This is a genomic window from Pseudomonas syringae group sp. 26L6 (genome assembly GCF_032587815.1).
Classification (GTDB): Bacteria; Pseudomonadota; Gammaproteobacteria; order Pseudomonadales; family Pseudomonadaceae; genus Aquipseudomonas; species Aquipseudomonas amygdali.
The window spans coordinates 609,202-622,620 of the sequence record NZ_JAWHPJ010000018.1 but is presented as its reverse complement, the minus strand read 5'-3'; the positions used below and the strand labels follow the sequence as shown (position 1 = coordinate 622,620).

The 13,419-nt window shown below is 58.1% G+C and carries 9 protein-coding genes; 5 read left to right on the top strand and 4 right to left on the bottom strand.

Going from position 1 to position 13,419, the window contains the following annotated elements; translation table 11 throughout:
- Positions 1-42 precede the first annotated feature (42 nt).
- The 3 genes from RYA97_RS10390 to gnd are packed head-to-tail and all read right to left on the bottom strand — an operon-like array spanning position 43 to position 3,351.
- Positions 43-852 carry a Cof-type HAD-IIB family hydrolase gene (locus RYA97_RS10390; protein ID WP_057405053.1) on the bottom strand — a complete coding sequence of 270 codons (810 nt, stop codon included), beginning with the start codon at positions 850-852 and terminating at the stop codon, positions 43-45.
- On the bottom strand, positions 845-2,377 hold the full coding sequence (zwf, locus tag RYA97_RS10385) for a glucose-6-phosphate dehydrogenase (protein ID WP_117139368.1): 1,533 nt from the start codon (positions 2,375-2,377) through the stop codon (positions 845-847). The genes RYA97_RS10390 and zwf overlap by 8 nt, the downstream gene beginning before the upstream one ends.
- The gene (gnd, locus tag RYA97_RS10380) at positions 2,377-3,351 is read right to left on the bottom strand and encodes a phosphogluconate dehydrogenase (NAD(+)-dependent, decarboxylating) (protein ID WP_004664947.1); all 975 of its coding nucleotides are present in this window, start codon (positions 3,349-3,351) and stop codon (positions 2,377-2,379) included. The genes zwf and gnd overlap by 1 nt, the downstream gene beginning before the upstream one ends.
- 315 nt (positions 3,352-3,666) lie before the next feature.
- Between gnd and RYA97_RS10375 the strand changes: the two genes are divergently transcribed.
- On the top strand, positions 3,667-3,840 hold the full coding sequence (locus tag RYA97_RS10375; protein ID WP_002553283.1) for a DUF6026 family protein: 174 nt from the start codon (positions 3,667-3,669) through the stop codon (positions 3,838-3,840).
- A gap of 158 nt (positions 3,841-3,998) precedes the next feature.
- Here RYA97_RS10375 and RYA97_RS10370 read toward each other — a convergent pair whose 3' ends face one another.
- Positions 3,999-4,490, bottom strand: a complete 492-nt coding sequence (locus tag RYA97_RS10370; protein WP_004658555.1) for a GNAT family N-acetyltransferase — start codon at positions 4,488-4,490, stop codon at positions 3,999-4,001.
- A 635-nt stretch (positions 4,491-5,125) separates the two neighbouring features.
- Here RYA97_RS10370 and glgA point away from each other — a divergent pair.
- Genes glgA through RYA97_RS10350 form a run of 4 tightly spaced genes read left to right on the top strand, consistent with a single transcriptional unit; the run spans position 5,126 to position 13,411 of the window.
- A complete protein-coding gene (gene glgA / locus RYA97_RS10365) occupies positions 5,126-6,724 on the top strand; it encodes a glycogen synthase GlgA (RefSeq protein WP_004658556.1) in 1,599 nt (532 codons plus the stop codon).
- A 15-nt stretch (positions 6,725-6,739) separates the two neighbouring features.
- Positions 6,740-8,563 carry a malto-oligosyltrehalose trehalohydrolase gene (treZ, locus tag RYA97_RS10360; protein WP_057405055.1) on the top strand — a complete coding sequence of 608 codons (1,824 nt, stop codon included), beginning with the start codon at positions 6,740-6,742 and terminating at the stop codon, positions 8,561-8,563.
- A complete protein-coding gene (gene malQ / locus RYA97_RS10355; protein ID WP_005780307.1) occupies positions 8,553-10,631 on the top strand; it encodes a 4-alpha-glucanotransferase in 2,079 nt (692 codons plus the stop codon). Before treZ ends, malQ begins: the two co-directional genes overlap by 11 nt.
- Positions 10,628-13,411 carry a malto-oligosyltrehalose synthase gene (locus tag RYA97_RS10350; RefSeq protein WP_117139369.1) on the top strand — a complete coding sequence of 928 codons (2,784 nt, stop codon included), beginning with the start codon at positions 10,628-10,630 and terminating at the stop codon, positions 13,409-13,411. The genes malQ and RYA97_RS10350 overlap by 4 nt, the downstream gene beginning before the upstream one ends.
- The last annotated feature ends 8 nt before the right edge of the window (positions 13,412-13,419 follow it).

The window sequence follows — 13,419 nt, the reverse complement described above, 5'->3', positions numbered from 1 at the left end:
CCCGTCGTGATGATGATTCGTCCGCATGCGCAAACTGCTCGATCAAGCTGGAAGAATGTAACGCTCGATGGCGACAGCAACGCCGTCCTGCTCATTGCTATCTGTAACATGATCAGCCTGTCCCTTGACTGTCTGCTCGCCCTGCCCCATCGCAATCGACAAGCCAGCCTTATGGAACATCGCCACGTCGTTACCACCGTCGCCAATGGCCGCCGTGCGAGAAAGATCGACTCCCAGGTACTTCGCCAATGTAACCAGCGCGGAGCCCTTGTTGGCCTCCAGCGCAGTCACGTCGAGGTAGTATTTTTGCGAACGCGCAGCCAGGGCCAATCCTTCGATCTGCGGGTTGATGCGAGCTTCCAGAGTCTTCAGCAGCTCAAAATCAGCGCTGGCCGCAACGATCTTGTCGACGCGATCAAGGTATGGCTCGAAACTCTCGACCTGAACATAGCGGTACCCCAATGCGTCGAGCTCATGATCAACGTAATCGGCGTGAGGATCGAGCAACAGCCATTGATCGTCGGCAAACACCCAGATCGCAACGTTCTGGCCGGTGAACAGCTCAAGACACATCCTGACCGCTTTAGGGTCAATGCGATGAGCCACCAGCAGGCTGCCATCGGGATGAGTGATGGTGCCGCCATTGAATGCCACGGTGGGCAGATCCACACCCAGCGCTTCGATCACCTGGCGCATGGCCCTGGGCGGGCGACTGCTGGCAAGCGTGAAGTGAATACCCACCTCGCGCAAGCGCCTGATCGCGTCGATATTGGCCTGGCTAAGGCTGTGATCACGGCGCAGTAACGTGCCGTCGATGTCGGACAACAGGAACTGTACGGGCAGTTCAGACATTCAATTCTCTCCATTCGCGGCCATCACGGCTCAGCAGCTCTTCACCCGCTTGCGGGCCATCCTTGCCAGCTTCGTAAAGCTGCACTTGCGGCTGCGCGGCCCAGGCGTCGAGGAACGGCTGCACGGCACGCCAGCCGTTCTCGATGTTGTCGGCCCGCTGGAAGAGCGTCTGATCACCGGTCAGGCAGTCATAAATAAGGGTTTCGTAACCTGTGGAGGGCTGCATTTCGAAGAAATCCTTGTAGGCGAAGCCCAGCGCGATATCTTCCATTTTCAGTTCCGGGCCAGGACGCTTGGCAAACAGATCGAACCACATGCCTTCGTTGGGCTGAATCTGAATCCTCAGGTAGTTGGGCTTGAGGCGGTCGACTTCGGTGTCGCGAAATTGCGCATACGGCGCGGGCTTGAAGCAGATGGCGATTTCCGTGCTGCGAGCACTCATGCGCTTGCCGGTGCGCAGGTAGAACGGCACCCCGACCCAACGCCAATTGTCGACCATGACCTTGAGCGCGACATAGGTTTCGGTCGTGCTGTCGGGCTCCACGCGATCCTCCTGACGATAACCGACAACCTCCTTGTCACCCATCGCGCCTTTCGCATACTGGCCACGCACCGAGTTGGCCAGAGCCTCCTCCTGACTCCAGGGCCGGATCGCTCCAACCACCTTGGCCTTCTCGCCGCGAACAGCATCGGCACCGAAAGCGGCCGGCGGCTCCATGGCAACCATAGCCAGCAACTGGAACAGGTGATTGGGCACCATGTCACGCAATGCGCCGGTGTGTTCGTAAAAACTGCCACGGGTTTCGACGCCTACGGTCTCCGCCGCCGTGATCTGTACGTGGTCGATGTAGTGGTTGTTCCAGAACGATTCGAACAGACCATTGGAGAAACGGCTGACCAGAATGTTCTGTACCGTTTCCTTGCCCAGGTAGTGGTCGATGCGGTAGATCTGCTTCTCGCTCATGACCTTGAGCAGGCAGCCATTGAGCTCGACCGCACTGGCCAGATCGGAACCGAACGGTTTCTCGATCACTACCCGGCGAAACCCGTCGCCGTTTTCCTGCAACAAACCTGACGAGCCCAGCCGCTTGGCTACTTCGCTGAAAAACCGGGGTGCGGTGGCCAGATAAAACACCGCGTTCGCGGAGCCGGTGCTCTCGATCTTGCTGGCGATGTCCTGATAGGTGGAGTCGTCGAGGAAATCACCCTGCACATAACTGATACGCTCAGCCAGATTGCTCCACAGCGCAGGATCGAGTGGATCCTTGCCGCCACCGGCAACCTTCCCGGCGGCTTCGTCGCGAATGAAGTTCTCGAGCTTTTTCGCAAAGTCGGCATCGCTGATCGCATTGTGATCGACGCCGACGATGTGCAGCCCTTCATCCACCAGACCGTCGCGTGACAGGTTATAGAGTGCCGGCATCAGCAGGCGCTTGACCAGATCTCCATGGGCACCAAACAGAAACAGGGTCGTGGGGGGCGCCACTTCGGCTTTTTGCTCGGCGCTGTCGCGCGACAGGCCCATTACTTGGGTTCCTTGTGGCCACCAAATCCGAAGCGCATGGCCGACAGCATTTTATCTGCGTAGGAACTCGCCTGACGTGAGCGGAAGCGCGCAAACAACGCACTGGACAGTACAGGAACCGGAACCGCCTGCTCGATGGCGGCTTCGATGGTCCAGCGCCCTTCGCCACTGTCGGCAACCGAACCGGAAAACGCATCCAGTTGCGGGTCCGTCGCCAGGGCATCAGCGGTAAGGTCCAGCAGCCAGGAAGACACCACACTGCCACGACGCCAGACCTCGGCGATATCAGCCGTGTTCAGATCAAACCGCTGCTCAGCCGGCAAATGCTCGGAGTTTTTCTGCTTGAGAAGATCGAAGCCCTCAGCGAAGGCCTGCATCATTCCGTACTCGATACCGTTATGGATCATCTTCACGAAATGACCGGAACCCGCAGGGCCGGAATGGATATAGCCACGTTCGGCGCGATCGTCGGTCGAGGTACGGCCTTTGGTGCGCTCGATCGAGCCAAGACCTGGTGCCAGAGTTGCAAACAGCGGATCCAGGCGCTCGACAACAGCAGCCTCGCCTCCAATCATCATGCAATAGCCGCGCTCAAGCCCCCAGACCCCGCCTGACGTGCCGACATCGACGTAATGCAAGCCTTTTTCGGTGAGCTCCTGAGCGCGCCGAATGTCATCCTTGTAGAAGGTATTACCGCCGTCGATGATCACATCATCGGCGTCAAGCAACTGGCTGAGGGTCTGAATGGTCTCTTCGGTCGGCGCACCTGCCGGGAGCATTACCCAGATGGCGCGGGGCTTGTCGAGCGCATCGACCATTTCCTTCAGGCCTGCGACTGCAACCGAACCGTCATTGGCCAGGGCGTTGCGTGATGCCTCATCGCGGTCATACACAACAGTCGTGTGGCCGTTCAACATCAAGCGGCGTGCGATGTTGCCGCCCATGCGGCCCAGTCCAATAATCCCAAGTTGCATGAAGGTGCTCCTTAAATCGTAAAAAAGGTGCCGCACTTGCTGTCCAGCGCATCGACAGGTTACGAGCATGCTGGTTAGTCAAGCGAGGCGGAACGTCGGTTCCCTTGCGAGAAGATGAAGGCGTCTACGCCCTCCTGTGGTGCATTTTGTCGCGATTAATAAACATTCGCGACAATTAAAAATAAAAAAGTTCCAAAATCATGCAAAAGAAATCAAAATCGGTGCCGATAGAGAGGGTAAGCAGCGGCGCTCATGGATTGAAAGTCATTGCCACGGACCTTTCTGAGGTTGAATCCGCCATTTGCGAGGTGAGCAATGGGCACTGTACTACCAGCACTTGCACCACAAACCCTGTATGTCACGATCCGCCGCGACGAATTGCGTGCATTGAAAGAAGAGCGCGAGCAGTTGCAGAAAAAGGTCGCTCATTTGAGCTCGATGCTGCAGCAACCCCACTTGTCTGCACCCGGCAAGATGCTTCAAGCCTGACTGCCATTGCATCACCCCTTAAAACGCTTCAGGGCAAGCCCGATATTCTGGCTTGCCCACCTGATCTGCCCTCACAACCTGCACCCCTTCCCTGTCCGATTCTGCTGAACAGTTTTCCCTTGCACCCGACACGGCTGCACACAAACCTGCTGCGTACTTTATAGCGCCTTCTGCCAAAACATGGCACGCCCCATTTCAGGGCTCAACTGGTAATTGTCGAAACCGAGCTTCCTGTAGGCACCTTGAGCTACCTCATTGCCCTCCAGAACCTCAAGTGTCAGTTTGCAGCAACCTCGCTGGCGTGCAATCTCTTCCACCTTGAGCAACATTTTCTGGCTGATGCCCATGCCGCGGTATTGAGCGACGACCGCAACGTCGTGAATATTGACCAGCGGACGACAGGCAAAGGTTGAAAAACCCTCAAAGCAATTGACCAGCCCTACCGGCTCTCCGGAAATGAACGCCAGCACACTGAAAGCGTAGGGACGTTTGGCCAGCTCGATAGCCAACTGCTGACGCGCATCGCTCGACAGCGGCCGACCTGTACCCATGACATCCATCGAATATTCGTTCAGCACAAATCCAATTGCATCAGCGTGCACGGGATTCGTGTAACTCGCTTGCAGTACCAATACCTCGGGGGCTTCCATTTCCATCCTCGTCAATTCAATAAAAGTGATTCTGTAAAATCAGTCAAAGGGTAACTCTTTCAGACCAGCACGTTATTTCAAGCCAGCTCTGTGACTAGAGCGTCCAGCCCGATTCTATCCTGCCTCGCTGCAAAATGTTCCAGCGCGGAGGTAGGAATTTTCTCGCCACGCCCACAGATTGACCGCCAGACGCACCCACAAAAGGCGCGACGCACCGATGGGGATCATGAGCACCTCCACTCACCCGTTTTTTTCGATAAAAAAGAAACGCATGACCTCGATTGTCGAACGATCCGACGACCGGTCATGCGCCCTCGGGACTCGAATTTAACCCATAAAAAAGCGCAACGACTGCCGGGCTGGCCCTTGCAGCGTGCCAACAAGCGCGGCTTCAAAGCCCTTGCCAGACATTCGCGCAGAAAAAAGTCGAAACTTCTCCAAAACGCCCCGGTCAGGTGAATGGAGCATCTATGCTATTGGCTGACATCCGGTAATGGCGACATCACGCGGCTTTGTCACTACGCATGGTCCAAACGGGTATTGATCTTGCGTAGTGCACGTATGTGTACCCGGCCATAGGAAATGGCCAATAAAAATCAAGTGATGCACCAAGACTGTTTTAAGGGGAAAAATCGATGATTAGCGCCGCTGTCAAAACCCAGAAGGGAGAGAGTTTTAACCAGCCTGTCGGCGAGCTGACTCATCTGCCAGTCTTCTCTACCAAGAGCGTTCCTTTGCTGCAATTACCAACCTCGACAATTCAGCCTACGCCGACCATGTCTCAGGTCAGCAGACGCAAAGTGTTGTTCGTGACCTCGGAATTGGCCGACCTGGTGAAAACCGGTGGGCTGGGCGACGTATCCGCCGCATTGCCACGAGCAATGCGCCACCTGCATGACGTGCGGGTTCTTATTCCAGGTTATCCGCAGGTCATCAACAGCGGAAACCCGATCCATATCATCAGCCAGCTGGGCGGGCATGCTGCACTGCCACCTTGCAAGGTGGGTCGCATGGACATGAAAGATGGCCTTGTGATCTATGTGTTGATATGCCCTGAGCTTTACGAGCGTGAAGGCACGCCTTACGCCGACAGCGATGGCCGCGACTGGTCCGATAACCATATTCGTTTTGCCCGTCTGGGGCTCGCGGCTGCCGAATTTGCGGCTGGCGAAGTGAAAAGCCAATGGTGCCCCGAGCTGGTCCATGCCCATGACTGGCCTGCCGGCCTGGCGCCTGCCTACATGCGCTGGCGCGGGCAGTCCACGCCAAGCATCTTTACTATTCACAATCTGGCCTATCAGGGGACCGTGAGTACCGCTTCGAGTCGTGAACTGGGCATTCCGGATGAAGCGATCACCCCGGAAGGCATGGAGTTCTACGGCAAGCTGTCCTTCATCAAGGCAGGCATGGCCTTCGCGAGCCACATTACGACCGTGAGTGCCACCTATGCTCGGGAAATCACCACGCCAGAGTTTGGTTGCGGCCTGGAAGGTTTTCTGCAGAGCAAGGCTAACAAGGGTCAGCTCAGCGGCATCCCTAACGGAATCGACGAAAGCTGGGATGCAGCGACCGACGAACACCTGATCTGCCACTTTGCGCCCAACGAATGGACGCGCAAGGAAATCAACGCCGACTATGTGCGTGAGCTGTTTGAGCTGGATGCCTCGACCGGGCCCCTGTATGCAGTGGTTTCGCGCCTTGTGTATCAAAAAGGCCTGGACCTGACCATCGGGGTTGCCGAGCACATCGTCAACAACGGCGGACAAATCGCAATTATCGGTCGCGGCGAGCCCGAGGAAGAAGATGCCATGCGCGAGCTGGCCGCACGCTTCCCGGGGCGCATTGGTGTGCGTATCGGCTTCAATGAAACCGACGCTCGACGCATGTTCGCCGGCAGTGATTTTCTGTTGATGCCATCGCGCTATGAACCCTGCGGTCTGAGCCAGATGTACGCGCAACGCTTCGGCTCCCTGCCTGTCGCACGCAACACCGGCGGCCTGGCGGACACAATCGAGGACGGCGTGACCGGCTTCCTGTTCAAAGAATCAACCATCGAAAGCTACACCGAAGCCCTGAACCGCACGTTTCAGGTATTCGCCCACCGTGAGCTGCTCAACGCCATGCGCTGCCGTGCAATGGCGGCTCCCTTCAACTGGCATCAGGCAGTAGAGCCCTACGCAGATCTCTACCGTGACCTGTTGAAGAAAAACGTGAGCATTTCCAGCAACTACTAGTTTAAGGATCAATGGATGCCACTGCGTACAGACGATAACTGGCGCCACGGCGCCGTCTTGCTAGACCTCGAACACACCCGGTTTGCCCTCTGGGCACCGGATGCCAACTACGTAAATGTCGAACTCCAGGATGGCCAGGGTGTTCAGTCACTGGCCATGCTGCCCCAGCCGGACGGCTGGTTCGTCCTTGAGGCCCGCTGCGAAGCGGGCACTCGATACAGCTTCAAAATCGACCATGAACTGGAAGTGCCTGACCCCGCCTCCCGCGCGCAGGTCGACGATGTCCATTCTCAAAGCTTCGTAGTGGACCCTCTGGCCTATTCATGGCAAAACACCTCATGGCAAGGTCGGCCGTGGCATGAGGCGGTGATCTATGAGCTGCACGTAGGTGCGATGGGCGGCTATGCTGCGGTGGAAAAACACCTGCCGCGCCTTGCGCAAATGGGCGTTACCGCGATCGAGCTGATGCCGCTTGCGCAGTTTCCCGGTGATCGCAACTGGGGCTACGACGGCGTTCTGCACTACGCCCCGCAATCTTCCTATGGCACTCCGGAAGAGCTCAAGCACCTGATCGATACAGCTCACGGTCTTGGCCTGATGGTAATTCTGGACGTGGTGTACAACCACTTCGGCCCGGACGGCAACTACCTGGGAAGTTACGCCAAGGAGTTTTTCCGCAGCGATCTGCATACCCCGTGGGGCGATGCCATTGATTTTCGCCGCCCGCAGGTGCGCGACTTCTTCGTCGACAATGCGCTGATGTGGCTGCTGGAATACCGCATCGACGGCTTGCGCATGGACGCTGTGCATGCCATTCGCGATGAAACGTTCCTGCCAGAATTCGCAACTCGCGTACGCGGCCAGATCGAGCCGGGCAGGCACGTGTGGCTGAACCTTGAGAACGAGTTCAACCAGGCCGGTCTTCTGGAGAAAGGCTTCGATGCACAATGGGACGACGACGGGCACAACACTTTGCACGTGCTGCTGACCGGTGAAACCGACGCCTATTATTCCGACTTCGCTCAGGAGCCTACGCAAAAGCTTGCGCGCCTGCTCAGCGAAGGGTTTGTCTATCAGGGCGAACAGACGCGGCATGGACACACGCGAGGCGAGCCCAGCGGCCACCTTGCGCCAACAGCCTTTGTGTTGTTTCTGCAGAACCATGACCAGATCGGCAACCGCGCACTCGGTGAACGTTTGCCGCAGCTGTGCACGCCTGCTGCGCTGAAGGCCGCAACCGCCCTGTTGCTGCTTTCGCCGATGATTCCGCTGATGTTCATGGGCGATGAGTGGGCGGCCAGCGAACCGTTTCTGTTCTTCACCAGCCACCACGGCGAACTGGCCGATGCGGTGCGCGAAGGACGTCGCAAGGAGTTTGCCGACTTTGCCGCATTCGCCGACCCGGAAAAGCGCGAGCACATTCCCGACCCGAACGACATCAAGACATTCGAGGCATCGCGTCCGGCGTTTTCGGCAGTTGATCTGGAGACCGACAAAGGCCTGGATCACCGCAGCTGGGTCGACTTTTATACACAGTTGCTGGCTTTGCGGCACAAAGAAATCATGCCGCGCCTGCCCGGTGCACGCTTCCTGAAAACCGATATTCTCGGCGACAAGGCAGTCAGTGCACGCTGGGCGCTTGGCGATGGCAGCGAACTGCGTATCGACCTGAACCTGAGCGAACAGGCTGTCGATGCTCCGCCGCAGCAAAATGCCCGGCAGATATTCTCCAGCGCCGCAAAATCGTCCGAACTTTCCCCGCAGGCCATCCTCAATCCTTACACGGCCATTGTCAGCCTGACAGCAAGTGACGTTCTGGAGGAACAGGATGAACAATGAGCAACTGGAGAGGCTTGCGACCGAGGCAGGGCTATCGGTGCATTGGGTCGATGCCAACGCTCGGCCGCAGACTGTCAGCCCTGATGTACTGCGCAAGGTTCTGGAGGCGCTGGGCTATCCGGCCGAAAACGGCGAGGCTATCGATGCCAGCCTGTTAAGTCTGCAAAACGCCAGCCACGGCAAAAGCGCCCCGCCGCTGCTGACGGTCGACACGGACAGTAATCTGGATCTGTCCGAGTGGTTTGCGCCGCAAACGCCATTCACGCTGCACCTAGAAGACGGTTCATCGCTGGACGCCAGGCTCACCGCGTCCGGCGAACTTCCAGCGCTGGCACCGCCCGGCTATCAACAGTTGGAGATTGCCGGTCAACATCTGACCATCGCTGTCGCCCCTAAAACCTGTTTCAGCATGGCAATGGCCACCGATGCGCCGAAGCCGCATGGCTGGGGTCTGACTGCTCAGCTTTACAGCCTGCGCCGCGAGGGCGATGGCGGTTTTGGCGATACGGAAGCACTGGAGAAGGTTGTTCGCGCTGCCGGAGAGCGCGGTGCCGACGCGCTGGGCATCAGCCCGATCCATGCAATGTTCGCCAATGATCCACACCGTTACAGCCCTTATTCGCCGTCCAGCCGACTGTTTCTAAATAGCCTGTATGCGTCGCCCGGTGCCATTCTGGGTGAACATGCATGGCGTCAGGCGATAGAAGATGCGCGCGTCGGCGACGAAATGAAGCAACTGGAAGCACAGCAGTTGATTGACTGGCCTGCTGCTGCCCAAGCCAAGTGGAAAGCGCTGCACAAGCTGTACGAAGGGTTCAGTGCGGGTGATCACCCCTTGCACGAAGACTTCAACAGCTTCCGCCACAGCGGTGGCGAGGCCCTGGAGAACCACTGCCGCTTCGAAGCGCTGTGTGCCGAATCCGAAACGTTGAATATCGGCAGCAATTGGCATGAATGGCCGGAAGAGTTCAAAGACCCTCGTAGTGACGCCGTCGCAGCATTTGCCGAAGCGCACAGCGAGCACATCAGTTTTCATGCATTCGCTCAATGGCTCATCGCGCGCGGCCTGGAGCGTGCGCAGTCTGCCGCACGCAGCAGTGGCATGCGCATCGGCCTGATCGCCGACCTGGCAGTGGGTGCCGATGGTGCCGGAAGTCAGGCCTGGAGTCGTCAGGACGAGTTGCTGTCTGCTCTGACTGTTGGCGCACCACCCGACATTCTCAACCGAGCCGGCCAGAGCTGGGGGATTTCCGCGTTTTCACCGGACGGCCTCAAGCGTAACGGTTTTCGCGCGTTCATCGAGATGCTGCGGGCCAACTTCGCCCATGCCGGCGGGTTGCGTATCGACCATGTCATGGGCTTGCAGCGGCTATGGGTCATCCCTCAGGGGGCGCCTCCAAGTGAAGGCGCGTATCTGAATTTCCCGTTGGACGACATGCTTCGCCTGCTGAGTCTGGAATCCTGGCGGCACAAGGCGATCGTGCTCGGTGAAGACCTTGGGACTGTGCCCGAAGGTCTCAGCGACAAACTCAGCGCTCGGGCGATTCTGGGCATGCGTGTTCTGCTCTTCGAACAGAACAACGGTCAGTTCAAGCCCATCCTTGACTGGTCGGACCAGGCACTGGCCACCACCAGTACCCACGATTTGCCGACACTGGCAGGCTGGCTCAGCGAGCTGGATATCGAGTGGAATGCACAGCTTGGTCACATCGACGAGCAACATGAATCGCAATGGCGTGAAGAACGCGGGCGCGAATATGCAAGCCTGTGCCGAGCCTTGAGTCAGAACGTCGACAGCCTGCCGTCCGACAGCGAAGACCCTGAGCAGATCATCGACGCGAGCATCCGCTATCTGGGTCACACGCGCGCTCCACTGGTGCTGCTACCGATGGAAGATGCGCTGGGTGTCAAGGAGCAGGCCAACCTGCCCGGCACCATTGACAGCCACCCGAACTGGCGCAGACGCCTCCCCGGCGATGCGGCCTCCTTGCTTGATAACCCGAATGCTGCTCGACGACTGGAATTGCTCTCCCAATCCCGGCTGCAAGCTGCGGAGCGTGACCAATGACCCGTCCATTACAGCCTTTGCGCGCTACCCAGCGTTTACAATTTCATAAAGATTTCACGCTCGACGATGCGGTGCCACTGGTGCCCTACTTCGCCAGCCTGGGGATCAGCCATGTCTATGCCTCGCCGCTGCTCAAGGCGCGTGCTGGCTCAATGCATGGTTACGACGTCGTCGACCCGACCGTAATCAACCCGGAACTGGGTGGCGAGCCTGCCCTGCTGCGTCTGGTATCGGCCTTGCGCGAACACGGCATGGGGCTGATCCTCGACATCGTCTCCAACCACATGGCCGTCGGTGGTGCAGACAATCCCTGGTGGCTGGACCTGCTCGAATGGGGTCGGCGCAGCCCGTATGCCGAGTTCTTCGACATTCAGTGGAATTCGCCGGATCCCTTGCTGGAAGGCCAGTTGCTGCTGCCGTTTCTGAGCAGCGATTACGGCACCGTCCTGCAGGCCGGAGAAATCCCGCTGCGCTTCGACGCCGAGCGCGGCATGTTTTATATCGAGCACTACCAGCATCATTTCCCGATCTGCCCGCTGACCTATGATTCATTGCTTCAGGCAGTCGAACACCCGCAATTGAAGGAAATGGGCCAGCGCTTCACTGCGCTTGCTCAATACCCGCAAGCCTACGAACGTGCACGTCAGGCCAGAACCGAGCTGGCCGAGCTGGCGAAAGATCCGCAGGTGCTCAAAGGCATCGAGCAGATCCTTGCGCACTTCGACTCCAGCAAGCCGGAAGGCTTTCAGCGTCTGCATCAGTTGCTGGAACGTCAGCACTATCGTCTGGCCAGCTGGCGTACTGCCGGTGATGACATCAATTGGCGGCGCTTCTTCGACATCAACGAGCTAGGTGGTTTGCGTGTCGAACGGCCGCAGGTATTTGAAGCCACCCACGGCAAGATATTCCAGCTGATTGCCGACGGCCTGGTTGACGGGTTGCGGATCGATCATATCGATGGGCTGGCCAACCCGCGCGGCTACGGCCGCAAGCTGCATCGCCGGGTAAAAAGCCTGCTCAAGCTGCGTCCTGCCGAGGCGCGCATTGATCATCTGCCTATTTTCGTCGAGAAAATTCTAGGGCCGGATGAGCCGTTGCGTGAAGACTGGAGCGTGGACGGCACGACCGGCTACGAGTTCATGAATCAGGTCTCGCTCCTGCAACACGATCCCAAGGGCAAAGAGCCACTTGGAGAGCTGTGGAGTCGACTGACAGAACGTACCGCTGACTTCGATCAAGAAGTGCTGGTGGCCCGGGATCTGGTCCTGCACGGCACGCTGGCGGGCGATTTCGAGAACGTCGCGCAGTCGTTGCTGCAAGTTGCACGCAGCGACCTGATGAGTCGTGACCTCACGCTGGGTGCAATTCGCCGTGCCCTGCTCGCGCTGATCGTCAATTTTCCGATTTATCGCACCTATATCTCGGTATGCGGCCGCTCGGCGCAGGACGACAAGTATTTCCAGCAGGCAATGGAAGGCGCTCGCACCACTTTGAACGAAGGCGACTGGCCAGTGCTGGATTATCTGGCACGCTGGCTGGGTGGCGAAGCGTGGCGCAAACTGCCACGCGGACCGTTGCGCAAGCTGTACAAGAATGCGTGTGTACGGTTCCAGCAACTGACCTCCCCGGTTGCCGCCAAGTCGGTTGAGGACACCTCGTTCTATCGCTCTGCAGTGCTGTTGTCGCGCAACGACGTAGGCTTTCATCCGCAGCATTTCAGTGCGCCGGTGGAAGACTTCCATCAGGTCTGCCTGGAGCGTCTGGAAAAATTCCCCGACAACCTGCTGACCACTGCAACGCACGATCACAAGCGTGGCGAGGACACACGTACACGCCTTGCGGTCCTGAGTGAATGTGCGCCGTGGTACGCCGAACAGGTAGAACGCTGGAGACAGCTGGCAGTGCCCCTGAAAGGCGAAGAACCGGCCATCAGTGCGGGTGACGAGCTGATGCTTTATCAGGCCTTGCTGGGCAGCTGGCCGCTGAGCCTGGAGGGCGAAGAAGCTCACCAGGAATACGCGAAGCGCATGGTGCAGTGGCAAGAGAAAGCCCTGCGCGAAGCCAAGCTGCAAAGCAGCTGGAGCGCGCCGAATCAGCCTTACGAAACGGCTTGCCGCGAATTTCTTGAACGTTTGCTGCTGGCTCCTGAAGCGCTCGCGTTGCGCCAGTCACTGAGTGCAACGGCCAATCGTATCGCGACCGCCGGGGCACTCAACAGTCTGGCGCAAACCTTGCTACGCTTGACCGTACCCGGTGTTCCCGATTTGTATCAGGGCACCGAGTTCTGGGATTTCAGCCTGGTGGATCCGGACAACCGGCGACCGGTTGATTATGCAGCCCGACAGAAAGCGCTGGCAGAAGATGCAAGCGCTGCCGACCTGCTCGATAACTGGCAGGATGGCCGCATCAAACAGGCGCTGATTGCGAAGGTTTTGAACCTGCGTGCCGAGCACCCAACGCTGTTCAGCGAGGGGCGTTATCAGCCTCTGGAAATAAAGGGTAGCCACGCCGGGCACGTGATGGCTTTTGCCCGGGAGACACAAGGAGTGCGCGCTGTCATCGTAGTCCCACGCACAAGCAGTGAACTATTGGGTACTGCGCAAACTCCATTGATTAATGCTGCCAATTGGGGCGACACACGGATTATGCTTCCGTTTGCCGATTCTGGATCTGACTGGAAAGGACTCTTTTCCGACGGTGTCGCAACACACGTTCGGGAGATACCGCTCAGTGCAGCGCTTGAAAGATTTTCCGTCAATTTGCTTATTCAAACTATGTAATAGCTGGG

Bases quoted from the DNA above. Each gene is read 5' to 3' on its own strand.
- RYA97_RS10390 (WP_057405053.1), bottom strand. From the start codon at position 852: ATGTCTGAACTGCCCGTACAGTTCCTGTTGTCCGACATCGACGGCACG.
- RYA97_RS10350 (WP_117139369.1), top strand. From the start codon at position 10,628: ATGACCCGTCCATTACAGCCTTTGCGCGCTACCCAGCGTTTACAATTT.
- treZ (WP_057405055.1), top strand. From the start codon at position 6,740: ATGCCACTGCGTACAGACGATAACTGGCGCCACGGCGCCGTCTTGCTA.
- glgA (WP_004658556.1), top strand. From the start codon at position 5,126: ATGATTAGCGCCGCTGTCAAAACCCAGAAGGGAGAGAGTTTTAACCAG.
- malQ (WP_005780307.1), top strand. From the start codon at position 8,553: ATGAACAATGAGCAACTGGAGAGGCTTGCGACCGAGGCAGGGCTATCG.
- RYA97_RS10370 (WP_004658555.1), bottom strand. From the start codon at position 4,490: ATGGAAGCCCCCGAGGTATTGGTACTGCAAGCGAGTTACACGAATCCC.
- RYA97_RS10375 (WP_002553283.1), top strand. From the start codon at position 3,667: ATGGGCACTGTACTACCAGCACTTGCACCACAAACCCTGTATGTCACG.
- gnd (WP_004664947.1), bottom strand. From the start codon at position 3,351: ATGCAACTTGGGATTATTGGACTGGGCCGCATGGGCGGCAACATCGCA.
- zwf (WP_117139368.1), bottom strand. From the start codon at position 2,377: ATGGGCCTGTCGCGCGACAGCGCCGAGCAAAAAGCCGAAGTGGCGCCC.